The organism is Salinicola sp. LHM, assembly GCF_034479735.1.
Lineage (GTDB): Bacteria > Pseudomonadota > Gammaproteobacteria > Pseudomonadales > Halomonadaceae > Salinicola > Salinicola salarius.
Window position 1 is genome coordinate 1,634,365 of the sequence record NZ_CP140261.1, and the last position, 23,549, is coordinate 1,657,913.

Consider the following 23,549-nt stretch of genomic DNA (forward strand, 5'->3'; position numbering starts at 1 on the left):
GGGTTAAATGAGCATTCCGAAAGTGTCTGACTCGCTTCGCTCGCCCTACGGGCCAGCCTCCGGCTGTTGTCTCCGCGAAGCTCCGACTCAACAATGTCTGGCCGACGCGCAGCAGATCGTAGGCAGGTTCTGACAAGGATGTCCGCATGAGCGGTGAAGTACTGATCAATCTGACTCCGATGGAGACGCGGGTTGCCGTGGTGGAAAACGGCGTGCTGCAGGAAGCCTTCATCGAACGCAGCCGGCGCCGCGGTATCGTCGGCAACATCTACAAGGGCAAGGTCGTGCGCGTGTTGCCGGGCATGCAGGCCGCCTTCATCGATATCGGGCTCGAGCGCGCGGCGTTCATCCACGTCAACGAAGTGCTGCCGCCCGATGCGCCCCATGAAGAACCGGCCTCGATCAGTCATCTGCTTTACGCGGGGCAGCCGCTGGTGGTCCAGGTCACCAAGGACCCCATCGGTTCCAAGGGCGCGCGGCTGACGACCCATCTCTCCATTCCTTCCCGCTATCTCGTCTACATGCCGGATTCGCCTCATGTCGGCGTGTCGCAACGCATCGAGGACGATACCGAGCGCGAGCGATTGAAGGCGCTGGTCGAGAGCGGCAAGGCCGAGCTGCCGGACGAAGGCTGCGGCGGCTTCATCATTCGCACCGCCGCCGAAGGCGTCGGCCAGGAGGAGCTGTTCGCCGACATGGTCTTTCTGCAGCGCCTGTGGCAGAAGATCGCCGAGCGCCGCACCTCGGCGCCGGTCGCAACGCCGATCTACGACGACCTGCCGCTGTTCATTCGCACCCTGCGCGACGTGATGCGGGACCAGATCGAGAAAGTGCGCATCGACTCCCGCGAGAACTACTTCAAGCTCAAGGAGTTCGCCCGGGAGTTCATGCCGACGATGGAGTCGCGCATCGAGTACTATCCCGGCGAGCGGCCGATCTTCGATCTCTACAGCGTCGAGGACGAGATCCAGAAGGCGCTGGGGCGCAAGGTGCAGCTCAAGTCCGGCGGCTATCTGGTCATCGACCAGACCGAGGCGATGACCACCATCGACGTCAACACCGGCGGCTATGTCGGCCATCGCAATCTCGAAGAGACCATCTTCAAGACCAACCTCGAAGCGGCCACCGCGATTGCCCGCCAGCTGCGACTGCGCAATCTCGGCGGCATCATCATCATCGATTTCATCGACATGGAAGAGCTCGAGCATCAGCGCCAGGTGCTGCGCGTGCTCGAGAAGTCGCTGGAGCGGGATCACGCCAAGAACAAGCTGACCGGCGTCACCGAGCTGGGCCTGGTGCAACTGACCCGCAAGCGCACCCGAGAGAGCCTCGAACAGACGCTGTGCGAGCCGTGCCCGACCTGTCTGGGGCGTGGCTCGCTGAAGACACCGGAGACGGTCTGTTACGAAATCTTCCGCGAGATTCTGCGCGAAGAGCGTGCCTATTCGCCGGAAACCTACATGGTGCTGGCGTCGCAGTCGGTGGTCGACCGCCTGCTGGACGAGGAGTCCGCCGCCGTGGCCGATCTCGAGTCCTTCATCGGCAAGACCATCCGTTTTCAGGTCGAGGCACACTACTCCCAGGAACAGTACGACATCGTACTGATGTGAGCCGATGAGCCCTCCGTGGATCACTCGTTTGCGACTGACGTGGCGCTGGCTGCTGACGCTGGCCGCCCTCGTTGCCATCGTCGTCGCCGTGCTCTCGACCGGCGTTCGACTGGCGGCGTGGCAGATCGACAGGCTGAGCCCCTGGCTGGCCTCGACGCTGGAACATCAGCTCGATGCCCAGGCCAAACTCGGCCGACTGTCGCTGGCAGTTCACCACTGGAATCCCCGCCTGGCAGTCGACGATTTCCGCCTGACGAGCGAAAGCGGCCGGCCACTGTTCAGTATCGACCATGCGGCAGGTCGTCTCGAGACACTGGCGAGCTGGCAGCTGGGCGCGCCGGTGATTCGGGATGGCGAGATCGATGGCATGACGCTGCATCTCTACCAGACCGCCGATGGCCAGTGGGCGTGGCCGGATGGCGCAGGCAGTCGCTGGTTCGGTGGTTCCGACGATTCGAAATCTTCGTCTTCACTCGGCGTCGATGGCTGGTTGCGCACGCTGATGCGCCAGCAGGCGACCTTCGAGGATGTCACGCTGGTGCTGCATGGACAGCGCGAGCAGGATGGAGAGCGCAAGCAAGCGCGGGTGACGGTGTCGCGACTGACGCTGGCCAGTCGAGGCAGTCAGGCGTCGATTCAGGCCACGCTGACCGCCAACGACGCAGACGCCGGACAGCTACATCTGACGATCGAGAACGGCGACCAGGCCAAGGGCGCTGGCGCGGATAAGCCCGGCGGCGCCAGTCATCCCGAGGCGCGCTTTGTCGGAACGCTCGATCTGGCTGCGCTATCGCCGGCGCTGGCGGTGTCGAGTGCGGGCCGGCCCAGGGCGCTGGGCGAGATCGACGGGCAGGCATTCGTGACGGGCGCATGGCGTGACGGCGGATTGCACGACGGTCGTCTATCCGTGGATATTCCATCCCTCCGAGTGGTCGATACCAGCAATGAAATCTCCGAGACGCTGACACGGCTAGGCTTCGATGCCGGGCTGCAGAGAGGGGCAAACGGCCACTGGCAGGCCTGGCTGGATGGCCTGCGGCTATCTCACGCTGGGCTGGCGGCGATCGACTGGCCGCAGCAGCTGCAGGCGCGATCCACCGATACCGGCTGGCGGCTGCGCAGCGCGCCCTTCGAGCTGGCGGGCGTGACGGATTACCTGCGCTATCTGCCGCTGCCGTTCGAGCTTTCCCAGACCTTGATCCAGCTCGACCCGCGCGGTCACGTCGCCGGCCTCGAAGTGGGGCAGGATCACGGAGAATGGTACGCGCAGAGTGCCCTCGAAGGGGCTTCGGTAACGGCCTGGAACGAAATCCCCGGTGGCGGCCCCATCGATGCGTGGGTCACCTATCGCGGGCGTGGCGGCACGGTCTCCTTTACCGGAGACGAATCGACGAAATTCTCGATCCCCATCGTCTATGCCGATCCGTTGGACCTTTCCTACGCCAGCGGTCAGGTCGACTTCGAATTGACCCGGCAGGGCGCCGTCATCAGCGGCCAGAATCTCGAGGCGGGGTGGCGTGGTGCCAGTGCCGAGGGGCGATTCGGCCTGACGCTCTACGATGCCCAGGACAAGCCCGGCACCTTCCTCCTCGATCTCGCCTTTGCCAATGCCGATGCGCGAAACTCGCGAGTGCTGTCGTGGCTGCCGACGCGGGTGATCGACGACGAACAGCTTCACGAGTGGTTCGGCGGCGATATCGGCGGCATCGTCAAGCAGGGGAAGCTGGGGCTATCGGTCACCTTGAGCGACAAGGAGGCGCCGGAAGGGAAGATGTTCGTCAACCCGGACGACTACTTCACCCTGTCGCTGGACGTCGCCGACGGGCGGCTACAGTACGCGCCGGATTGGCCGGCGCTGGAGCGGGTCTACGGCCACCTGCAGATGGAGGACATGAATCTCGATGCCGATATCGAACATGCCACCAGCCATGGTCTGACGACTCGTGACGCCGCGGTCAAACTGATCGACAGGCAACTGACGGTCGACGGCGATGTCAGTGGCAGTACCGGCGGCGTGCTGGATTTTCTGGCTCACGCACCGCTGGAAACGATGAGCGACACTTTCGGGCTCTGGCAGAGCGAGGGCGCGGTCGATGCCAGGCTTCATGTGGCCATGCCGATGTCCGACGAGAGCGATGCCGAGACCGACATGACGGTCGACATCCAGGGGCAGGTCGACGCAAAGAGGCTGACCTTTCCCGAACTGCAACTGACGCTGGCCGATATCGGCGGCGCCTTGCGTTATCGTCGTGAAAAAGGCGAAGACTACGTCACGGGGGATCTGAGCGCCCGTGCTTTCGATGGGCCGACCCAGGCTCACTTCAACATCGGTGGCTATCAGAATGGCCCCAGCGGTATCGCGTTCGAGGGGCAGGTGCGGGGGAGCGGGCTGCTCGACTGGGCCGGTCTGTCCCGGGTCGATGGCCTGCTGAGCGGTTCCTTCCCTTATCAGGCCAGTGTGGACTTCGAGGACCAGGGCGGTTCCACGGATCAAAGTGATTCCAAGAACCAGGGCGATTCCAGGGACGGTGTCAGCCTGACGCTGCGTAGCGAGCTGCAGGGGCTGGCAATAACCTTGCCGCCGCCATTCGGCAAGGTGTCCAAGGCCAGGGAGCCGTTGGCGATCGATGCCGATATTTCCGCAGGTACCGGCAGCGTGACGCTGGGGAGTTGGGGGCGTGCGCGCTGGCGCACGATCGGGGATCAGGCCCAGGGGCAGGTATGGCTGGAAGGATGGCCGGGCAAACAGGCGGCCTGGCCCAGTGAGCCGGGCTGGTATGTGCTGTGGCGACCGGATCGCGTGGATACGCAGCGGTGGATTCAGGCGTTGACCCAACTGGGGGCTACCGATGCGGATTCGGCGCCGGAAAACCGCCTCGAGACCACGCTCGAAGACGACGTCGAAAACCCGGACGCCCAGCCTGTGAACGATGGCGGCGGGCTCAAGCGGGTGGCGTTGTCGACGCCATGCATTCTGGTAAAAGGCCGCTGTCTCGGGGGCTTGCAGGTCGACGCCGCGCCGCTTTCCGATGGCTGGCGGCTGTCGCTCGATGGCGGCATTGCCGCTGGAGAGGCAAGCTGGCAGCCGGAGGCGGCAATGCCGATCGACGTCGATCTGCAGCGGCTCAATCTCGATGCGCTGACGCCCAGGAAAACGGAAAATCAAGGCCAGGCATCGAACCTGATGGGCGAGATCGAAGTCGCGCCTCATCCGATTGCGCTGCCTGCGGAGCTTGCCAAGGCGCCAGCGGGCCACGTGCGCGTCGCGGAGTTCGAGCGCCAGGGGCAGCGATTCGGGCCGTTGGAAGCGACCTGGCAGGCCGACGAGCAACGGCTGACCGTCGATCCATTGACGCTTTCTCTGGGCGAACTGGATCTGTCGGGGTCGCTCGACTGGGAAGCCGCCGGGAGCGCGAGCCTGAGCCGGGCCCGGCTACAGGCCAGCGGTGGCGATGTCGGGAGCGTGTTCCGTGTGCTGAATCAGCAGGTGCCGATCACCAGTGAAAGCGCCAAGGTCGATCTCCAGCTATCCTGGCCGGGTGCGCCCTGGCAATTTGCCCTGCCGTTATCGACGGGACGGGTTCAGGCCACGATGAGCAACGGGCGGCTGCGTCAGATCCATTCGTCCGGGGCCAAGCTGGTGGGGCTTTTCAATCTCGACAATATCCTGCGGCGTCTGCAGCTGGATTTCTCCGACGTCACCAGCGGCGGGACCTCTTTCAATAGCCTCAATGGCAGCGCTACCCTGTACAACGGTCGTCTGCAAACCGAAGGGCCGATCGTGATCGATGGCACCGCGACCCGGTTCACGCTGGCCGGCAGCGTCGATCTCAATCGCCAGACGCTGGATCAGCGCCTCGGGATCACTGTTCCCGTGAGCCAGAATCTGCCGCTCGTCGCGGTCATGGCCGGTGCGCCGCAGGTCGGCGTCGGCCTGTTCGTGTTCGACCAGCTGTTCGGCCGCTGGCTGGATCGGGCAACGCAGATTTACTATCGCATCGAGGGCCCCTGGTCCTCGCCGAACATCAACCTGGAAAGTGCCCAATGACACTGAGTCCGATGAGACAAACGAGTGATGATGCCCTGAAGCAGGCGTCGACGCTGTTGTTGACCCCGGGTGGGCTGGACGTGGAATCGTTGAATGTCGGCCTCGGCCACGCTATGGGCGTCGGCATCGATTACGCCGATCTCTTTTTCCAGCGCACCTGGCACGAGATGTGGGTGCTGGAGGATGGGGAGGTCAAGGACGCCAGCTACAGCATCGATGGCGGCGTCGGCGTGCGTTCGCTCTCCGGCGAGAAGACCGGATTCGCCTACTCCAGCCAGATCAGCCAGGACGCCCTGCTGGATACCGGACGCACGGCTTCCGGTATCGCCCGCAGCGGCCAGCGGCACGCCCCGAAGTCGATTCAGGTCGCCGCGGCGGCCTCTCGCTATCAGGGCATCGACCCGTTGAGCGGGTTGAGCGCCGAGGACAAGATCGCCATGCTCAAGCAGGCGGATCGCGTGGCGCGGGCGGCGGACCCCAGCGTGACGCAGGTCAGCGCATCGTTGACCGGTGTTCACGAGGTAGTGCTGGTATGCGCCAGCGACGGCACGCTGGCGGCCGATATCCGTCCGCTGGTGCGCTTCAATGTCAACGTGATCGTGGCGAAGGACGGCAAGCGTGAACGGGGCAGTGCCGGCGGTGGCGGCCGTTATTCCATGGAGCGATTGCGCGACGAGAACGTGGCCGACAAGTACGCTCGCGAAGCGGTCCGCCAGGCACTGGTCAATCTGGATGCGGTGGCTGCGCCGGCGGGCCAGATGCCGGTGGTGCTGGCCAATGGCTGGCCCGGTATCCTGCTGCATGAAGCGGTGGGTCACGGGCTCGAGGGCGACTTCAACCGCAAGGGCAGCTCCTCCTTTTCCGGTCGCCTGGGCGAACGAGTCGCCGCCAAGGGTGTCACGGTGGTGGACGATGCCACGCTCACCGACTGTCGCGGGTCGCTCAGCATCGACGACGAGGGCACGCCGGGCCAGTACACGCCGCTGATCGAGGATGGCATTCTCACCGGCTACATGCAGGACAAGCTCAACGCCCGGCTGATGGGCATGAAGCCGACCGGCAACGCGCGTCGGGAATCCTACGCCCACGTCACCATGCCGCGCATGACCAACACCTACATGCTGGCGGGCCAGGACGATCCGGAAGAGATCGTCAAGAGCGTCAAGCGCGGCATCTATGCGGTCAGCTTCGGCGGCGGCCAGGTCGATATCACGTCCGGCAAGTTCGTGTTTTCCGCCTCCGAGGCGTATCTGATCGAGGACGGCAGGATCACGGCGCCGGTCAAGGGCGCCACCCTGATCGGCAATGGTCCCGAGGCCATGTCGCGTGTCTCGATGATCGGCAACGACATGGCGCTGGATAGCGGCATCGGGGTCTGCGGAAAAGAGGGGCAGGGGGTGCCGGTCGGCGTCGGTCAGCCGACGCTGAAGCTGGACGAGATCACGGTCGGTGGTACGGCATCCTAGGCCACGAGTGCAGAGGATGCGTAACTCGACTGTTTGCCGAGGCCGGGGCGTCGCGGCTGGCGCTCAGAGCCCGACGGTATCGCGAATCAGCTGGAACAGCTTGCGCGAGCTGGCGGGCGGTTTGCCGCGCTGCTTCTCGCTACGAGCGTTGCGAATCAGCTGGCGCAGTGCCTGGCGGTCGACCTGGGGGTGCGCTTCGATGAACGGCTCCAGTGCGGCGTCATCGTCGATCAGGCGATCGCGGAGCTGCTCGAGCCGGTGGAAAGCCGCGTTGCGCTGGGTATGCTCCTGGTCGATCTCCTCGAAGGCGGCCCGGATCGCTTCGCGATCTTCCTTGCGCATGACCTTGCCGACGTACTGCATGTGGCGACGGCGGCCTTCGTGGGAACGGATGCGCCCGGTTTCCTCGACAGCGTCACGCATGTCGTCGGAGAGCGGCAGTCGAGCGCGCACGGCCGGGTCCAGCGCGATGATGCGCTCGCCCAGGGCCTGCAGCTCCTGCATTTCGCGTTTGAGCTGGCTCTTGCTGGGAGGCGCGTCGTCCTCGAAAGCGATGTCGTTGTCCGAACCCTTGCCCATGTTGTTACCCCAAGCGACGAATGAAGGCTGCAGTATATCAGCGTGAACCCCCGCGCCAACGCATGGGTGCATCATGCGCAGGCCCGAATGTCCATGATCCGAGTTTCATGAATCAGGAGTCCGAGATGAGTCAAGCTTTCAATGCCGAGGCGCAGCAGTCGCGTCTCGAGGAGCGCGCCGGCATGGCGCTGGAGCTCGCCAAACGTCTGGGAGCGGACGCCTGCGAGGTGGGTGCCAGCGTCGACCAGGGGCTGGGCGTGAGCGTGCGGCTCGGCGAGACCGAGACCGTGGAGCTCTCCCGCGATCAAGGAATTGCGGTCACGGTGTACGTGGGCAACCGCAAGGGCAACGCCTCCTCGTCGGATGCGGGTGATGCCTCCATTCGTGCCGCGGTCGAGAAGGCCATTTCGATCGCGCGATACACCGGCGAGGACCCGGCCTCGGGGCTGGCGGACGCCGAACTGATGGCGACCAATCTGCCGGATCTGGATCTGCATCATCCCTGGGCGTTGAGCACGGACGAAGCGATCGAGCTGGCGTTGCGCTGCGAAACGGCCGGCCGCGAGCAGCCGGGTATCACCAACTCGGAGGGAGCGAGCCTGTCCTCTTCCGAGGTGGTCACGGTCTATGCCAACAGTCACGGCTTTCTGGGCAGCAAGCGCGGCACGCGGCACTCGCTCTCGTGTTTGCTGATCGGGGGCAGTGGCGACGGCATGCAGCGCGATCATGATTTCACCACGGCGCGCCGGGCCAGCGATCTGGCGAGCCCGGAGTCGGTGGGCATCAGCGCCGCCGAGCGCACGCTGCGCCGGCTGGGCGGCCAGCGTCCGAAGACCGGCCGTTTGCCGGTGCTGCTGGCGCCGGACATGGCTCGCGGATTGGTCGGCAATCTGCTCAACAGCATTGCCGGCGGCGCGCTCTATCGCGAGTCCTCGTTCCTCTGCGACCAGTTGGGCGAGACGCTGTTTCCCGAGTGGTTCTCGCTGGGCGAACATCCGCGCGAGATCGGTGGCATGTCGAGTGCCGCGTTCGATGGCGACGGCGTGGCCACGCGCGACAATATCTTCATCGATCGCGGCAGGCTGGCGAGCTACATGCTGGCCGCCTACAGCGCTCGCCGGCTGGGGCTGGAGACCACCGGCAACGCCGGCGGCGCGCGTAACGTGCGCATCCAGGCGCCGACGACCTCGCTGGAGGACCTGATGCAGCAGATGGGAACGGGCATCATGGTGACCGAAATGATGGGCCAGGGGCTCAACCCGGTGACCGGGGACTACTCGCGAGGCGCGGCGGGCTTCTGGATCGAGAATGGCAAAATTTCTCATCCGGTGGAGGAGTTCACGGTGGCGGGCAACCTGCGCGATATGTTCGCCGGCCTGCAGGGCGTGGGTGACGACATCGACCGCCGCGGCAGCATCCAGACCGGTAGTTGGCTGCTCGACTCGATGACCATCGCGGGGCAGTAGACGCTGGAGCTACGGGCTACGACTGCGCCGGCTTCGGGGCGCTAAACAGCAGCTACGAGCTACGAGAAACGTCAGCGACGGTGTCGCTGACGTTTTGTTTTTCCTGACAGGAACCGCATTCTGGTTTCGCGGCTCGCGGCTCGCGGCTCGCGGCTCGCGGCTCGCGGCTCGCGGCTTGCGGCTCGCGGCTCGCGGCTCGCGGCTTCAGCCCTCGAAGCGGTCCTTGATATAGGTGATCTCGGTGCGGCCGTGCGGCGCGGGGATGCCATCTTCGCCGAGATTCACGAAGACCATTCTGTCGATCGTCAGGATGCTCTTGCGGGTGATCTTGTTGCGCACGTGGCATTCCAGCGTGATCGAGGTCGTGCCGAAGTGCGTGGCCGTGATGCCGAGCTCGATGATGTCGCCCTGGCGGGCACTGGAGACGAAGTTGATCTCGGAGATGTACTTCGTCACGACCTGGGCGTTCCCCAACTGGATGATGGCGTAGATCGCGGCTTCTTCGTCGATCCAGCGCAGCAGGCTTCCACCGAACAGTGAACCGTTGGGATTGAGGTCCTCGGGCTTGATCCATTTACGGGTATGAAAGTTCATCCGCTGCTCCTCGTTGGCATCATCCGGCGTCGTGGCCCGCCTGGGTTCGATGGTCGGGCCTGCCGGGTCGTTACAGGTAAAAGGCGGTCGCCAGACCCAGGAAGGCGACGAAGCCGACCACGTCGGTAATGGTCGTCAGCAGCACGCCGCCGGACAGCGCCGGGTCGATCTTGAACTTCTTGAGCAGTACCGGGATCAGGGTGCCGGCCATCGTGGCGACGGTCAGATTGATGACCATCGCCATGGCGATGATCTGCCCCAGCCGGATGTCGTCGAAGCGGAAGACTGACATGGTGCCGACGACCACGGCCCAGATCAGGCCGTTGGTCATGCCGACGAGCAGTTCGCGGATCAATAGCCAGCGCACGTTGGCGCCGGAGACGTGACCCAGCGCGATGCCGCGAATCAACACGGTCAGCGTCTGCGAGCCGGCGATGCCGCCCATGCTGGAGACGATCGGCATCAGCACCGCGAGGGCCGCGATCTGCTGAATGGTGTCCTCGAAGAACCCGATGGCGATGGAGACGATCGTTGCCGCGATCAGATTGATACCGAGCCAGAACGCCCGGCGACGGCTCGTTCGCAGCGCCGGGGCGAAGGTGTCTTCGTCCTCGTCGAGACCGGCCATGCTCATGACCTGGTGCTCGGCATCCTCGCGGATGACGTCGACCACGTCGTCGATGGTGATACGGCCGAGCAGTTTGCCATCAATGCCGATGACTGGCGCCGAAATCAGATCATGTTTCTGGAACAGCGTCGCCACGTCACTGTCCGAGGCAGTCGCCTGAATGGCGTGGAAGTCGGTTTCCATGACTTCGCGCACCAGCACCGAGACATCCGAGACCAGCAGGCGGTTGAGTGACAGGATACCGATCAGCTCGTCACGACGCGTGACGACCAGCAGGGTGTCGGTGGCATCGGGCAGGCGCTCGTGGCGGCGCAGGTAGCGCAGGACCACATCCAGCGTGATATCCGGACGAATGGTGATCGCGTCCGGGTTCATCAGGCCGCCGGCGGTGTCCTCCGGGTAGGAGAGGACCGCTTCGACCCGCTGGCGTTCCTGCGCCTCCATCGACTGGAGGACTTCCTGGATGACGGTATTGGGTAGCTGCTGCAGCAGGTCGGCGAGGTCGTCGACATCGAGACCCTCGGTCGCCGTCAGCAGTTGCTCGGCATCCATGCGGTTGAGGAATTCGATCTGGACGTCATCGCCCAGATACTGCAGCACGTCACCATGCAGCTCGGGGTCCAGCAGGCCCCAGAGAATCTCGCGCTCCTTGGGCGGGCTGGACTCGAGCAGATGGGCGACATCCACCGGCGCCAGGCCGCGATTGAGCATGCGCCGTGCCTGATCCAGCGCACCGCTTTCGAGAGCTTCGTTGAGCTTGGCCAGCCGTGGCTGCAGCTTTTCGGGATTGTTGCTCATCCTGAACGGTCATCCTTGAACGACTGGCGGGGATGAGCATTCTACCATCGTCGAGCAAAATGACGAGGATGGAAAACGCTGTTCACGAACGCTGTGGAAGGAGCGGGCGCTACTCGTCTTCGTGGAAACGCGCCTCGAAAAGCTCGACGATGGCGTCCATGGCGGCGTCGGCATCGTCGCCTTCGGTGGTCACGATCAACTCGGTGCCGCAAGGCGCGGCAAGCATGAGTAGAGACATGATATTGGCGGCATCGGCCTGACGCTCACGGTGGTGAATCGCCACACGGACGGCGAAGGGTTGGCAGCATTGGACCAGTTTGGTGGCGGCACGGGCATGCAGCCCGCGACGATTGGTCAGGCGAAGTTCACGTGTCGGCATCGCGCTTGAATGATCCTGCGTCTTTTGATGGTGCATCCTGCGGCGCCGGCTCTCGTGGTGTGGCATCCTGCGAGAGGGCGGTATGGATACCGAGTTCGCGATGGCGAAGTCGGATGTCGGCGGATTCATGGTGGAAGTGACGCGCCAGGCGCTCGATCAGGTAGACCGAACGGTGCTGGCCGCCGGTGCAACCGATCGCCACCGTCAGATAGCTGCGGTGACTGGCCAGGTAGGCCGGCAGCCAGCGATCCAGCCAGGCATGGATGTCGCCGGCCATGGCGTGGACGTCGGGATAGGATTCCAGAAACTCGACGATCTGTGTGTCGCGGCCGTCATAGGCGCGCAATCCAGGGTCCCAGAACGGATTGGGCAGGCAGCGCGCGTCGAATACCATGTCGGCGTCCAGCGGCACGCCGCGTTTGAAGCCGAAGGATTCGAAGGTCAACGTCAAACGGCCGCCGGTGTGCCTGGCAACCTGTTCTCCGATCCGTGCACGCAGCTCGTGGACCGAGAGCCCCTGGGTATCGATCACCAGATCGGACATGCGGCGAATCGGTGCAAGATAGTCCTGCTCATGATCGATCGCCTCGGCTAGGGTCATGTCGTTGCCGCGGGTCAACGGGTGGCGCCGACGGGTCGCCGAGTAGCGTTCCAGCAGAATCTTGGCGTCGGCGGTGAGATAGACGACCTGCGTGTCGATCCCGCGTTCACGGACTGCGTTCAACAGCACCGGGAACCGCTCGAGCGCTTCCGGCAGATTGCGCGCATCGATACTGACCGCCACGTTGGGGCGCGTGGGCGGGGCGCTGCGCAGTTCGTCGATCAGTGGCGCCAGCAGGTTGGCCGGGAGGTTGTCGATGGCATAGTAGCCCAGATCTTCCAGCGCCTGCAGGGCGATCGATTTTCCCGAACCGGAGCGACCACTGATGATGACGAGTTGCATCTCTAGTAGCCGTTATCGCTGGGACGGTAATGACGAATGGCATCGATCAGAGCGTCGTGCAGCGCCTGCTGCGTGCTTGCCTGGCGCAGCTGTTGCCTGACGCTGCTCTGATTCATGATGCTGGCGACCTCGGCCAGTAGCGAAAGATGGGTGTCATCCGCTTCCTCCGGTACCAGCAGCACGAATACCAGATCCACCGGCTCGCCATCGATCGCGTCGAAGTCGATGGCGTCCTTCAGGCGCATGAACCCCGCGATCGGCCCCTTGCAGTGAGGGCTGCGTGCATGGGGGATGGCAACGCCGTTGCCGATCCCCGTGCTGCCGAGACGCTCACGGCCGATCAGGCGGCTGAAGACTTCCTGGCTGTCCAGGCTGGGTGTGTTTTGGGCAATGAAGGTGCTGAAGAATTCCAGCAGACGTTTTTTGCTGCCCCCCGTGACCCCGTAAAGGGTACGTTCGGGGGGCAGAATGCTTTCCAGTGTCATCATCAGGCGTTAACGGGCGCCGGCGCCTTGGGCGCGGGCTTGTGCCTTCTCTTTGTGTTTGACCAGTTGACGGTCGAGTTTGTCGGCCAGTGAATCGATGGCGGCATACATGTCGGTATCGCTGGCTTCGGCGTGCAGATCGCCGCCTGCGGCATGCAGGGTACAGGCTGCCTGTTGGCGCTCCTTCTCGACACTCAGGGTGACCTGAACATTGGTGATATTGTCGTAGTGACGCTCCAAACGAACGAGTTTTTCTCCGACATAGTCCCGGAGGGCATCGGTCAGCTCGACATGATGGCCGGTAACGTTCACTTGCATGACACACTCCTGTTGCGGCAGATGGCACTTTTGATTGTAACCCTTTTCAGGTCACTGCAAAGGCATCGTGATCGATATCGTCCGGTTTGGCGAGCCCTGGATCGATTTTGCCTCGCCGTACAGTCGGGACGTCAGGAAAGGCGCTTGCGTTCACTGGACGAGGGAATGCCCATGGCCTCCCGATATTTGGCCACGGTGCGTCTGGCAACGCAGATATCGGACTGGGCGAGCAATTCGACCAATTTGCTGTCCGAGAGCGGCTTTCTGGGGGGCTCTTCGCCAATGAACTTCTTGATCCGGGCGCGAATCGCCGTGCTCGAATAGCTGTCGCCTTCCCCGCGATGACCGCCGACCTGGCTCGAGAAGAAGTACTTGAGCTCGAACACGCCGCGAGGCGTGTGGATGTACTTCTGGGTCGTGACACGGGAAATCGTCGACTCGTGCATGTCGACGCTGCCGGCGATGTCGGCCAGTATCAGCGGCTTCATGGCCTCTTCGCCGCGCTCGAGGAAATCGACCTGGCGCGACATGATCTCCCGGCCAACACGCAGCAGCGTGTCGTTGCGGCTCGAAAGGCTCTTGAGCAGCCAGCGGGCCTCTTGCAGATGCTGGCGCAGGAAGGTGTTGTCGTCACTCTTGTCGGCGCGCTTGATCAGGGCCGCGTAGTCAGGCTGGATGCGCAGACGTGGCAGCGCCTCGGCGTTGAGCTCGATGCGCCAGCCGTCGGGGGAGGGCGTGGCGACGAGGTCGGGAATCACGTAGTCGTCGCGGCTGGTATCGAAGCGTTGCCCAGGGCGTGGTTCGAGCGTGCGGATCATCGCGATGACGCTGTCGAGTTCGTCGTCCTCGAGCCGCAGTCGGCGTTTGAGCAGTCGCCGATCGTTGCCGGCCAGGGCCTCGAGAAACTGGCGCACCAGGCGTTTGGCTTGTGGCAGCAGCGGGGTTTCCGTGTCCAGCGTACCGAGCTGGAGCAGCAGGCATTCGCGCAGGTCGCGGGCGCCGACGCCGGTGGGGTCGAACTGCTGCAGGCGCATCAGCATGTGTTCGAGGTCCGCCGTGGTCACGCGATCGTCGCGCTGGGTGCGGAGGCTGAGGGCCAGTTCGTCGAGAGAGCCGGTGAAGTAGCCATCGTCATTGATCGCGTCGATCAGACATTCGCCCAGCTCGCGCTCGCGGTCGTCGAAATCGCCCATCGCCATCTGCCACAAAAGATGGTCGTGCAGGCTGGTGGCAGCGGCGTTGCGGTCGAAATCCGGCGCCTCTTCGCTGCCACTGCTGCTGCCCAGCGATCCAGCGGTGGCGTCCTGGTAGGTGTCGCTCCAGTCGCTGTCGAGCGCCAGCTCTTCGGGAATGTCGCTGGGCCAGTCGTCTTCCGGCGCTTCCGAGGTCTCCTGCTCCGAGTACTGCTCTTCCAGCTCCAGCATCGGGTTGGATTCGAGCGCTTGTTGAATCTCCTGGCACAGGTCGAGCGTCGACAGCTGCAGCAGTTGAATCGCCTGCTGAAGCTGAGGCGTCATGGTCAACTGCGTGCCGACTCTGAGTTGCAGCGAAGGCTTCATGGACATGGCGAAACGGACGTCATAATCAACGAGGGAATAGCCACGTTACTGATTGATCTGACGACATGCAACGATTTATGCAAGAAACATGCCATCCAAGGCGGCTCAGGCAAGGCTGGCCGCCGGAAAGAAACAGGATAGGGCGGGAAGTCGGATTATAACCGGAATTCGTGACCAAGATAGACGTCGCGAACTCGCTGGTTGTCGAGGATGGCATCCGGGCGGCCCTCGGCGATGATCTGTCCGTCGCCGACGATGTAGGCGTTGTCGCAGATGTCCAGCGTTTCGCGCACGTTGTGATCGGTGATGAGAACGCCGATCTCCCGATCGCGGAGCTGGCGGATGATGCTCTTGATATCGCCGACCGAGATCGGGTCGACGCCGGCGAAGGGTTCGTCGAGCAGGACGAAGGCCGGCTCCGTGGCCAGCGCGCGTGCGATCTCGACGCGCCGGCGTTCGCCGCCGGACAGGCTCATGCCGAGGTTGTCGCGAATATGGTCGACGTGAAAATCGGCGAGCAGCCGCTCGAGCTGTTCGCGTCGTCCGGCTCGGTCCAGATCCTTGCGCGTCTCGAGAATGGCCATGATGTTGTCGGCGACACTCAGTTTGCGAAAGATCGAGGCTTCCTGCGGCAGATAACCGATCCCGGCTCGCGCCCGGTCATGCATCGGTGCACGGCTGAGGTCGTGGTCATCGATATGAACGCTGCCGGCATCGGACTTGACCAGGCCGACGATCATGTAGAAGGAGGTGGTCTTGCCTGCGCCGTTGGGGCCGAGCAGGCCGACGATGCTGCCCTGGCGCAGGGTCAGACTGAAATCGTGGACGACGCGACGTCCCTTGTAGCTCTTGGCCAGATTGGCGGCCGTTAGCGTTTTCATGGATGCGATCCTTGTGGCGACGCGGCGCAGAGCGATTCAGGCCCGGTGAGCGTGGTCGGGAGCAGAGCCCGAATCTTCTCTGGAATCATGACTGGAATGACTATTGGGACGACTGTTCGGAAGCGTTGCGCGGCGTAAGTGTCATGCGAACGCGACCGTCGCCACTGCCGTCGCCGTCCTGGCTGGAACGAGCCTGGACGCGGCGCGAGTCGAGATAGTATTCGACGTAGGCGCCATCGAAGGTGTCGCCGGCCTGATGCAGTTCGGCGTTGCCGACCAGTTCCACGCGGCGCTCGGCGGCATGATAGATGACGGTATCGCCCCAGCCCTTGACGATCGCTTCGTCGGGGGCCGGCCGCTGTTCGAGATAGGCGCGCTCGCCACCGCCGCCCTTGGCTGTGACCTGGCTGACCTGGCCGTCGTCGGCTCGCTGGATGTCCACGCGTGCGGCCTTCAGTTTCATGCTGCCTTGTTGCATGTCGACATTGCCGGTGTAGACGGCAGTGCCCTGGCGGTCGTCGAGCTCGAACTGATCGGCGGCGATCTCGATCGGCGCGCTGGCATCGCTTTCCAGTGCCATGGTCGGAAGGCTGGTGAAGCCCAGCGCGGTAAGCACCAGGAGTTGGCCGAGTTCTCGCCTCATGATCCTTGATCCTCAGATTGCTGTGACTGGGATTGCTGTGATTGGGGTTGCTGTGGCAGGTGCCCCCGCACGTTGTCGGTCAGGCGCATACGGTCTTCGTTGATCCAGGCATCGAAGCGATCACCACGCATGCGCTGGTCATGCTGACGCAACACGGCGGGCGTGTCACTCCAGGCATGGGCTTCGCGATTATCGTAATGCAGTGTCTGCGTTTCCAGGCTCCACGCCTGCTCCGGTTGTATCAGGCGCGCATTGCCCTCCAGGGTCAACTGCTCGCCGCTGCGATCCATTACCCCCGTGTCGCTGGTCACCTGCCACTGGCGCTGCTCGTCGTCGATGAGGTAGCCGTGGGGTGTCTCGGTACGAATGACATCGTCGGCGGGCGTGTGTGCCAGCCGCGGCGTATCCAGGCGTTGATAGGCGCGCCCCTGAGCATCGAAGCGCGTCATGCTGGCCTCTTCGAGGTAGTAGTCGGGCTCGCCAGTCATGTTGCTGGTTGCGGACTCCTGCTGGTTTTCTCCACGCTGATCCAGATAGGTCAGCCCGCCACCCAGAATCAGCAGTAGTGCCAACAGGCCGAGGCGTCTCCACCAGGGTGACTGAAATCCGGCTGTCTTGGCCACGGTTGCTCCTTGTCTTGAACGAAAGCCTTGATCGAACTGGCGTTGATGAATATGGGCTCTGGCGGCTCGAGCCGCATCGTTATTCCGGTGCTGGATTCCGGTGTTGGAAACGACATGGCCATTTCATTGAGACGATGCCATCAGGGTACAACTTCGACGATGAATCGGATGTTCGACGACGAATCAGATGACTCCGCTTCTCAGCAGGTCGTGCATGTGCAGCGCCCCCACGGGAACGCCATCTTCGATCACGGCCAGTGCGGTGATTCGGTTGTCCTCCATGATCCGTACCGCTTCCGCGGCCAGCATATCGGGCGTTGCCGTCTTGCCACCCCGAGTCATGACGTCATCGACACGAAGCAGGGTGAAATCGCCGCGCTGATCGAGCGTTCGGCGCAGATCGCCGTCGGTATAGACACCGACCAGCAGACCGTGTTCATCGACGACGCAGGTGAACCCCATGCCCTTGAGCGTCATCTCCAGCAGCGCCTCTCGCAACGGGCTGCCGATGGGGACGCTGGGGAGCCGGCTGCCTTCGTGCATGAGGTCGGCGACGCGAAGCAGCAGGCGTTTGCCGAGCGTGCCGCCCGGATGCGACAGTGCGAAGTCGTCGGCGCTGAAACCGCGCGCCTCGAGCAGCGCCAGCGCCAGCGCGTCGCTCATCGCCAGTGCGGCGGTGGTGGAAGAGGTCGGCGCGAGGTCGTGCGGACAGGCTTCGCGGGAGACGCCGACATCGATGTGTACATTGCTGTACCGCGCCAGAGTGGATGCCGGCCGGCCGGTCAGGCTGACCAGCGGCGCGCCGAGGCGCTTGAACAGCGGGAGCAGGCCGGTGATTTCCTGAGTTTCGCCCGAATTGGACAGGGCGATGACCACGTCATCGCCGGTGATCATGCCGAGGTCGCCGTGGCTGGCCTCGCCGGGGTGTACGTAAAACGCCGGCGAGCCGGTGCTGGCCAGGGTGGCTGCCATCTTGCGGGCGACATGGCCGGACTTCCCCATGCCGGTCACGATGAGGCGGCCGCGGCAGTCGAGCAGCAGCCTGCAGGCAGCGTCGAAACAGTCGTCGAGTTTCTCGACGAGTTCACCAATGGCCTGCTGTTCCAGTGTCAGCGTGCGTCTGGCGCTGGCGCGGAAATCCAGCATGGCGGGTTCACTCTGGGACACGGCGGAAGCGACTCGGGGATCGGTCATGGCATGAATATCGGTCGTGGAATGAATATCGGTCATGGATATATATAGTGGGCGCAGGGCGATTTCGGCGCGGCGCGATACGCAAGAGTATACCTTCGATCGTCCGGCGATTCGTCCCTTTGCAGGATAGCAGGTGTAACGACTGCTCAGTGATGGCTGGTCGCTACCGTCAAGGTTAGGATACAATGTTCGATAATTGATCTCATTGGATTGGTGGATGCTGCATGGATGATCCGATTATGGTCGAGGTCAAGGATCTGCATTTTTCCCGCGGTAACACGGATATCTTCCGTGGTGTCGACTTGCAGATTCCGCTCGGCAAGATAACCGCCATCATGGGGCCCAGCGGAACCGGCAAGACGACGTTGCTGAAGTTGATCGGCGGTCAGCTGGTGCCGGACCGGGGGCAGGTTCTGATCGACGGCCAGGACGTACACCAGCTATCGCGGCGTTCGCTTTTCAAGCTGCGCCGTCGCATGGGCATGCTGTTTCAGAGCGGCGCACTGTTTTCGGACCTTGACGTGTTCGAGAACGTCGCGTTTCCGCTGCGTGTACATACCGAACTGCCGAACGCCATGGTGCGTGACATCGTGCTGATGAAGCTTCAGGCGGTCGGGTTGCGTGGCGCACGCCATCTGATGCCATCCGAACTTTCCGGCGGCATGGCTCGACGGGTGGCGCTGGCTCGTGCGGTGGCGCTGGATCCGGATCTGGTGCTCTACGACGAACCTTTCGTCGGCCAGGATCCGATTTCGATGGGGGTATTGGTGCAGTTGATCAAGAAGGTCAACCAGGCGCTTGGGCTGACCGCCGTGATGGTCTCCCATGACATCAAGGAGACGCTGTCGATCGCGGACTACGTCTACATCATCGCCGATGGCAAGGTCATGGCGCACGGCACTCCGCAGACGCTGGACGTCAATGATGACGCCCATGTGAAACAGTTCGTGCACGGCGAACCCGACGGCCCGGTGCCGTTCCATTACCCGGCACCGGATTTCTTCGACGACATCCTGGCGCCGGCGGGGCAGTTCTCATGATGCGACGTATCCATGCGCTCGGACGGGCGACGCTCGATGTCGTGAGTTCGATCGGCCGGGCCGGGCTGTTCCTGGTCCAGTCGATCGTCTGTCTGCCGTCTCGCGAGGGCTTTCATCTGTGGGTCCGCCAGATGCACTTCGTCGGCGTGATGTCGGGGGCGATCGTGCTGGTGTCGGGGCTGTTCATCGGCATGGTGCTGGCGCTACAGGGCTTTACCATCCTGGTCGGCTTTGGCGCCGACGAGGCGCTGGGGCAGATGGTGGCGTTGTCGTTGGTTCGTGAGCTGGCTCCCGTGGTCGCCGCGCTGCTGTTCGCCGGCCGTGCGGGATCGGCGCTTACCGCCGAAATCGGCCTGATGAAAGCCACCGAGCAGCTCACCAGCATGGAGATGATCGGCGTCGATCCGCTGCGTCGCATCGTGGCGCCTCGACTCTGGGCCGGTTTCGTCTCGTTGCCCATTCTGACGGTGATGTTCGCCGTGGTCGGCATCTGGGGCGGGTATCTGGTCGGCGTCGACTGGCTCGGCGTCTACGAGGGCTCCTACTGGAGCAACATGCAGGACAGCGTCGACTTCGTCGACGATGTGCTCAACGGCATGATCAAGAGCTTGGTGTTCGGGCTGGTCGTGACCTGGATCGCGGTCTTCCAGGGCTATGACCTGATTCCCACCTCGGAAGGTATTTCGCGCGCGACCACCCGCACGGTGGTATACGCCTCGCTGGCGGTATTGGGCCTCGATTTCGTGCTCACCGCGCTGATGTTTGGAGACCTCGGATGAAGCGCAACAACTTGTTGGAACTGGGCGTCGGCATTTTCATGCTGGCAGGCATTCTGGGGCTGGTGTTCCTCGGGCTCAGGGTCAGCGGTCTGGGCGTTGGCGTGCCCAACGACACCTTCACGCTGACGGCCAATTTCGCCAACATTGGCGGGTTGCGGCCGCAATCCAAGGTCACCATGTCCGGTGTGCGCGTCGGCAAGGTGACCAATATCCAGCTCGACCCCAAGTGGTTCGATGCCAAGGTCACCATGGAGCTGGATTCGGAATACGAAGGCAAGCTTTCCAATGACACCACTGCGGCCATTCTGACCTCCGGCCTGCTGGGCGAGCAGTACATCGGCCTGACCGTGGGCGGGGCGCCGGAGATGCTGCATGACGGTGATGTCATCCACGACACCCAGCAGGCGCTGGTGCTGGAGGAACTCATCCAGCAGTTCGTGTCGAACATGGCCAATTGATTTCAGACGAGGAGTCGATGATGAAAATGAGTTTTGCGCGGTATGACTCGGCGGCGCCGAAGCGCGTCTCAGGCCTGAGCAGGGCCTGGATGGCGGGTGTTGCCCTCGTTGCGATGTGTCTGGCGAGCGTCGCGCCGGTGGCCCAGGCCCAGCAATCACCGACCCAGGTGATTCAGCAGAGTGTCGATTCGCTGATGTCCGAGCTGGAGGGCAAGAAGGACTACTATGCTCAGCACGATGGTGAGCTCGCCAAGCTCGTCGATACCAACATGGCGGAAGTGGCCGATTTCCGTTACATCGGCGCCAGCGTCATGGGGCGCTATTTCCGTGGTGCCACGCCGGAGCAGCGGTCTCGGTTCGTCAACGTCTTCCGCAAGACATTGATCGACACCTATGCCAAGGGGCTGGTGACGTTCGACTACCAGACGCTCCGGGTGAAGGAGAGCGAGAACGCCGGACGCTACGAGGATCAGGCATCGGTCCCCATGGAGGTGGTTTCCACCAGTGGTGAAACCTTCCCGGTCAATTTCACGCTGCGCCAGAACGATGGCCAGTGGAAGGTGATCAACGTGATCGTCAATGGCATCAACCTCGGCCTGACGTTCCGTAACCAGTTCGATCAGTCGATGCGTGACAACAATCGTGACATCGAGACCGTGATCAACAACTGGGCGCCGGAAGTCGGTACCGACGAGCTTGAAAAGGGCGGCGACGCGTGAGTCTGCTGCTCGAACGCGAGGACGCCACGCTGGAAGTCGTCGACGGCAACGTGCTGACGATTCGCGGCGAGGCGGACTTCGACAGCGCTGGCCCGCTGGCCCAGGCGGGGCGCCACTGGCTGGCGGATCAGCCGGAAAACGCCAAGGTCTCCTTCGACCTGACCGGCGTGCAGATCCCCAGCAGCGCGGTACTCAGCGTGCTGCTGGTGTGGGTGCGTAGCGTGCAGCGTCACTCGCTGAGCCTGCAGCGGGTGGCGCTGTCATCGGCCTTGAAACGGCTGATGGATATCACGGAACTGGCGCCGCTGCTGCCGGCCGTCGAGACGACCTGCGTCGAACCGATGCAGACTCCGCGTTAGATACACGATCCGCAGTCCTTGAGTGAAACGGTGGCTTGCGGCGTTTTTGCACGCCGCCAAGATCGCCAAGACGGGGCGCTTTCCGCTACCATGTGGCGCTTTCCCTGCGCATCCGGCGCAGCAGCCACAAGGGAGCCCGATCGTCATGCAACCCAGCGATGTCAAAAGCCGTCTCGAAAGTCAGATCGATGGCTGTGAATTTCATATCCAGGGCGAAGGCTGCAACTTTCAGGTCATCGCCGTGGGCGAGGTTTTCGAGGGCATGAGCCCGGTCAAGCGCCAGCAACTGATCTACGGTGCCCTGGCCGACGAGATCGCCTCCGGCGCGCTGCATGCCATCAGCATCAAGACGTATACGCCTGCCCAGTGGGAAACGGCGCCCGAGAATCCCGGCGTCTGATCTTCCTTCTGGGCCTCTCGGGCCGGTCATCTCTATTCGATTCTATAGCGAACCTTCATGGACAAGCTGATCATCACCGGTAATGGGCCGCTCGATGGCGAGGTCTGGGCCAGCGGAGCGAAGAATTCCGCGCTGCCGATTCTGGCCTCGACGCTACTTGCCGACGAGCCCGTTACCATCGGCAACCTGCCGCACCTTCAGGACATCACCACGACGCTCGAACTGCTCGGCCGAATGGGCATCGAGCCGGTCATGGGCGAGAAAATGAGCATCCAGATCGACGGTTCGCAGGTGCGCGATTGCCACGCACCCTATGAATTGGTCAAGAAGATGCGCGCTTCGATTCTGGTGCTCGGTCCGCTGCTGGCGCATTTCGGTACCGCCGACGTGTCGCTGCCGGGGGGCTGCGCCATCGGCTCGCGGCCGGTCGACCTGCATATCCGGGGGCTCGAGGCGATGGGGGCCGACATTACCGTCGAGGGGGGCTACATCCGCGCCCGCGTCGATGGCCGGCTCAAGGGTGCCACGATCTTCTTCGATACCGTGACCGTAACCGGCACCGAGAATCTGCTGATGGCGGCCACGCTGGCCGAGGGCACGACGATCCTCGAAAATGCCGCGCGCGAGCCGGAAGTGGTCGATCTGGCCGAGTGCCTGATCGCCATGGGCGCCAATATCCGTGGGCAGGGCACCGATACCATCACCATCGAAGGTGTCGAGCGCCTCCACGGCTGCCACTATGATGTGATGCCGGACCGTATCGAGACGGGGACGTTTCTCGTCGCCGCCGCCGCGACCGGTGGGCGGGTTCGCGTGCGCAAGACCCGCGCGGACATCATGGAGGCGGTGCTAGCCAAGCTCGAGGAAGCCGGGGCGACCATCACCACCGGCGAGGACTGGATCGAGCTCGACATGGGCGGGCGCCGGCCCAAGGCCGTCAACCTTCGTACCGCGCCCTATCCGGCTTTCCCCACCGACATGCAGGCGCAGTTCGTGGCGCTGAATGCGGTGGCCGAAGGGACCGGCACGGTGGTCGAGACGATCTTCGAAAACCGCTTCATGCACGTGCAGGAGCTCAATCGCATGGGGGCGCATATCGCTCTCGAGGGCAACACGGCGGTCGTGACCGGTGTCGAAAAGCTGTCCGGCGCGCCGGTGATGGCGACCGATCTGCGGGCTTCGGCAAGCCTGGTCATCGCGGCGATGGTGGCTCAGGGTGAGACGATGGTAGACCGGATCTATCACATCGACCGCGGCTACGAGTGCATCGAAGAGAAATTGCAGCTACTGGGCGCGCGCATTCGTCGCGTGCCGGGTTAGGGTCTGTTGCCGTTTCATGCACGGCCGTGCCGGAGCCAGCTTTTGTTCGGGGCAAGGCGTGAGGAGTGTGATTTGGTCGTTCCCAATGAGCGACGAATAACGCAGCGCCGTGCAAAAACTGGCCCGGCCCTTCGGGTTGTGCGGCTAATGGTGCCATGCGGCGTTTGCGGGATTGGAAAAGGGAACCACCCTTCTCTGCATCCCGCGCCTGGCCTGGCACCATTTGGCGCAGCAACGCGGTTCGCGCTGAAATGACAACA

23 protein-coding genes are annotated in these 23,549 nt (G+C 63.3%); 11 read left to right on the forward strand and 12 right to left on the reverse strand.

Annotated features, from left to right (window positions below; all coding sequences use genetic code 11):
* Positions 1-146 precede the first annotated feature (146 nt).
* From rng to tldD, 3 genes are read left to right on the forward strand one after another with little or no spacing between them, the layout of a single operon-like run.
* A complete protein-coding gene (gene rng, locus R5R73_RS07610) occupies positions 147-1,610 on the forward strand; it encodes a ribonuclease G (protein ID WP_322529333.1) in 1,464 nt (487 codons plus the stop codon).
* A 28-nt stretch (positions 1,611-1,638) separates the two neighbouring features.
* Positions 1,639-5,658, forward strand: a complete 4,020-nt coding sequence (locus R5R73_RS07615) for a YhdP family protein (protein ID WP_322529334.1) — start codon at positions 1,639-1,641, stop codon at positions 5,656-5,658.
* A gap of 11 nt (positions 5,659-5,669) precedes the next feature.
* Positions 5,670-7,124, forward strand: coding sequence for a metalloprotease TldD (tldD, locus tag R5R73_RS07620; protein WP_322529335.1), 1,455 nt, complete (start codon positions 5,670-5,672; stop codon positions 7,122-7,124).
* A gap of 63 nt (positions 7,125-7,187) precedes the next feature.
* On the opposite strand, the gene yjgA is transcribed toward tldD, so the two are convergent.
* Positions 7,188-7,703, reverse strand: coding sequence for a ribosome biogenesis factor YjgA (gene yjgA, locus R5R73_RS07625; RefSeq protein WP_322529336.1), 516 nt, complete (start codon positions 7,701-7,703; stop codon positions 7,188-7,190).
* Between the two features lie 125 nt (positions 7,704-7,828).
* On the opposite strand from yjgA, the gene pmbA reads away from it, so the two are divergent.
* Entirely contained in the window at positions 7,829-9,169 is a 1,341-nt protein-coding gene (gene pmbA, locus R5R73_RS07630) for a metalloprotease PmbA (RefSeq protein WP_322529337.1), read from the forward strand.
* 204 nt (positions 9,170-9,373) lie between these two features.
* Here the strand turns inward: pmbA and R5R73_RS07635 are convergent, their stop codons facing one another.
* From R5R73_RS07635 to R5R73_RS07685, 11 genes are all read right to left on the reverse strand, one after another.
* Entirely contained in the window at positions 9,374-9,763 is a 390-nt protein-coding gene (locus R5R73_RS07635; protein ID WP_322529338.1) for an acyl-CoA thioesterase, read from the reverse strand.
* A gap of 70 nt (positions 9,764-9,833) precedes the next feature.
* Entirely contained in the window at positions 9,834-11,189 is a 1,356-nt protein-coding gene (gene mgtE / locus R5R73_RS07640) for a magnesium transporter (RefSeq protein ID WP_322529339.1), read from the reverse strand.
* A gap of 109 nt (positions 11,190-11,298) precedes the next feature.
* Positions 11,299-11,568 (reverse strand): HPr family phosphocarrier protein, encoded by a 270-nt coding sequence (locus R5R73_RS07645; protein ID WP_322529340.1) that lies wholly within the window; start codon positions 11,566-11,568, stop codon positions 11,299-11,301.
* Positions 11,555-12,511 (reverse strand): RNase adapter RapZ, encoded by a 957-nt coding sequence (gene rapZ, locus R5R73_RS07650; RefSeq protein WP_322529341.1) that lies wholly within the window; start codon positions 12,509-12,511, stop codon positions 11,555-11,557. The genes R5R73_RS07645 and rapZ overlap by 14 nt, the downstream gene beginning before the upstream one ends.
* A gap of 2 nt (positions 12,512-12,513) precedes the next feature.
* A complete protein-coding gene (ptsN, locus tag R5R73_RS07655) occupies positions 12,514-12,996 on the reverse strand; it encodes a PTS IIA-like nitrogen regulatory protein PtsN (protein WP_322529572.1) in 483 nt (160 codons plus the stop codon).
* 9 nt (positions 12,997-13,005) lie between these two features.
* Entirely contained in the window at positions 13,006-13,314 is a 309-nt protein-coding gene (hpf, locus tag R5R73_RS07660; protein WP_071232900.1) for a ribosome hibernation-promoting factor, HPF/YfiA family, read from the reverse strand.
* 131 nt (positions 13,315-13,445) lie between these two features.
* The gene (locus R5R73_RS07665; protein WP_322529342.1) at positions 13,446-14,879 is read right to left on the reverse strand and encodes an RNA polymerase factor sigma-54; all 1,434 of its coding nucleotides are present in this window, start codon (positions 14,877-14,879) and stop codon (positions 13,446-13,448) included.
* Between the two features lie 149 nt (positions 14,880-15,028).
* Entirely contained in the window at positions 15,029-15,754 is a 726-nt protein-coding gene (lptB, locus tag R5R73_RS07670; protein ID WP_322529343.1) for an LPS export ABC transporter ATP-binding protein, read from the reverse strand.
* Between the two features lie 100 nt (positions 15,755-15,854).
* Positions 15,855-16,397, reverse strand: coding sequence for a lipopolysaccharide transport periplasmic protein LptA (gene lptA / locus R5R73_RS07675; protein ID WP_322529344.1), 543 nt, complete (start codon positions 16,395-16,397; stop codon positions 15,855-15,857).
* Positions 16,394-17,020 carry an LPS export ABC transporter periplasmic protein LptC gene (lptC, locus tag R5R73_RS07680; protein WP_322529345.1) on the reverse strand — a complete coding sequence of 209 codons (627 nt, stop codon included), beginning with the start codon at positions 17,018-17,020 and terminating at the stop codon, positions 16,394-16,396. Before lptC ends, lptA begins: the two co-directional genes overlap by 4 nt.
* A 183-nt stretch (positions 17,021-17,203) precedes the next feature.
* Positions 17,204-18,214 (reverse strand): KpsF/GutQ family sugar-phosphate isomerase, encoded by a 1,011-nt coding sequence (locus R5R73_RS07685; protein ID WP_322529346.1) that lies wholly within the window; start codon positions 18,212-18,214, stop codon positions 17,204-17,206.
* A 224-nt stretch (positions 18,215-18,438) separates the two neighbouring features.
* Here R5R73_RS07685 and R5R73_RS07690 point away from each other — a divergent pair, with 224 nt between their 5' ends.
* From R5R73_RS07690 to murA, 7 genes are all read left to right on the forward strand, one after another.
* Positions 18,439-19,254 carry an ATP-binding cassette domain-containing protein gene (locus R5R73_RS07690; RefSeq protein ID WP_071232894.1) on the forward strand — a complete coding sequence of 272 codons (816 nt, stop codon included), beginning with the start codon at positions 18,439-18,441 and terminating at the stop codon, positions 19,252-19,254.
* Positions 19,251-20,033 (forward strand): lipid asymmetry maintenance ABC transporter permease subunit MlaE, encoded by a 783-nt coding sequence (gene mlaE, locus R5R73_RS07695; RefSeq protein WP_322529347.1) that lies wholly within the window; start codon positions 19,251-19,253, stop codon positions 20,031-20,033. The genes R5R73_RS07690 and mlaE overlap by 4 nt, the downstream gene beginning before the upstream one ends.
* On the forward strand, positions 20,030-20,491 hold the full coding sequence (gene mlaD / locus R5R73_RS07700; protein ID WP_087717932.1) for an outer membrane lipid asymmetry maintenance protein MlaD: 462 nt from the start codon (positions 20,030-20,032) through the stop codon (positions 20,489-20,491). Before mlaE ends, mlaD begins: the two co-directional genes overlap by 4 nt.
* A 26-nt stretch (positions 20,492-20,517) precedes the next feature.
* Entirely contained in the window at positions 20,518-21,210 is a 693-nt protein-coding gene (locus R5R73_RS07705; RefSeq protein ID WP_416221232.1) for an MlaC/ttg2D family ABC transporter substrate-binding protein, read from the forward strand.
* Entirely contained in the window at positions 21,207-21,569 is a 363-nt protein-coding gene (locus R5R73_RS07710) for an STAS domain-containing protein (RefSeq protein WP_071232891.1), read from the forward strand. Before R5R73_RS07705 ends, R5R73_RS07710 begins: the two co-directional genes overlap by 4 nt.
* 145 nt (positions 21,570-21,714) lie before the next feature.
* Positions 21,715-21,969: a BolA family protein gene (locus R5R73_RS07715; RefSeq protein ID WP_110635225.1), complete on the forward strand. Its 255-nt coding sequence runs from the start codon at positions 21,715-21,717 to the stop codon at positions 21,967-21,969.
* A 57-nt stretch (positions 21,970-22,026) separates the two neighbouring features.
* The gene (murA, locus tag R5R73_RS07720; RefSeq protein WP_071232889.1) at positions 22,027-23,289 is read left to right on the forward strand and encodes a UDP-N-acetylglucosamine 1-carboxyvinyltransferase; all 1,263 of its coding nucleotides are present in this window, start codon (positions 22,027-22,029) and stop codon (positions 23,287-23,289) included.
* Positions 23,290-23,549: the final 260 nt, after the last annotated feature.

Coding starts and splice junctions, on each gene's coding strand:
- ptsN (WP_322529572.1), bottom strand. CDS start 12,996: ATGACACTGGAAAGCATTCTGCCCCCCGAACGTACCCTTTACGGGGTC.
- mlaE (WP_322529347.1), top strand. CDS start 19,251: ATGATGCGACGTATCCATGCGCTCGGACGGGCGACGCTCGATGTCGTG.
- R5R73_RS07685 (WP_322529346.1), bottom strand. CDS start 18,214: ATGACCGATCCCCGAGTCGCTTCCGCCGTGTCCCAGAGTGAACCCGCC.
- murA (WP_071232889.1), top strand. CDS start 22,027: ATGGACAAGCTGATCATCACCGGTAATGGGCCGCTCGATGGCGAGGTC.
- pmbA (WP_322529337.1), top strand. CDS start 7,829: ATGAGTCAAGCTTTCAATGCCGAGGCGCAGCAGTCGCGTCTCGAGGAG.
- yjgA (WP_322529336.1), bottom strand. CDS start 7,703: ATGGGCAAGGGTTCGGACAACGACATCGCTTTCGAGGACGACGCGCCT.
- R5R73_RS07715 (WP_110635225.1), top strand. CDS start 21,715: ATGCAACCCAGCGATGTCAAAAGCCGTCTCGAAAGTCAGATCGATGGC.
- rng (WP_322529333.1), top strand. CDS start 147: ATGAGCGGTGAAGTACTGATCAATCTGACTCCGATGGAGACGCGGGTT.
- lptA (WP_322529344.1), bottom strand. CDS start 16,397: ATGAGGCGAGAACTCGGCCAACTCCTGGTGCTTACCGCGCTGGGCTTC.
- mgtE (WP_322529339.1), bottom strand. CDS start 11,189: ATGAGCAACAATCCCGAAAAGCTGCAGCCACGGCTGGCCAAGCTCAAC.
- R5R73_RS07635 (WP_322529338.1), bottom strand. CDS start 9,763: ATGAACTTTCATACCCGTAAATGGATCAAGCCCGAGGACCTCAATCCC.
- lptB (WP_322529343.1), bottom strand. CDS start 15,754: ATGAAAACGCTAACGGCCGCCAATCTGGCCAAGAGCTACAAGGGACGT.
- hpf (WP_071232900.1), bottom strand. CDS start 13,314: ATGCAAGTGAACGTTACCGGCCATCATGTCGAGCTGACCGATGCCCTC.
- rapZ (WP_322529341.1), bottom strand. CDS start 12,511: ATGCAACTCGTCATCATCAGTGGTCGCTCCGGTTCGGGAAAATCGATC.
- R5R73_RS07645 (WP_322529340.1), bottom strand. CDS start 11,568: ATGCCGACACGTGAACTTCGCCTGACCAATCGTCGCGGGCTGCATGCC.
- R5R73_RS07690 (WP_071232894.1), top strand. CDS start 18,439: ATGGATGATCCGATTATGGTCGAGGTCAAGGATCTGCATTTTTCCCGC.
- mlaD (WP_087717932.1), top strand. CDS start 20,030: ATGAAGCGCAACAACTTGTTGGAACTGGGCGTCGGCATTTTCATGCTG.
- R5R73_RS07665 (WP_322529342.1), bottom strand. CDS start 14,879: ATGTCCATGAAGCCTTCGCTGCAACTCAGAGTCGGCACGCAGTTGACC.
- R5R73_RS07705 (WP_416221232.1), top strand. CDS start 20,518: ATGAGTTTTGCGCGGTATGACTCGGCGGCGCCGAAGCGCGTCTCAGGC.
- tldD (WP_322529335.1), top strand. CDS start 5,670: ATGAGACAAACGAGTGATGATGCCCTGAAGCAGGCGTCGACGCTGTTG.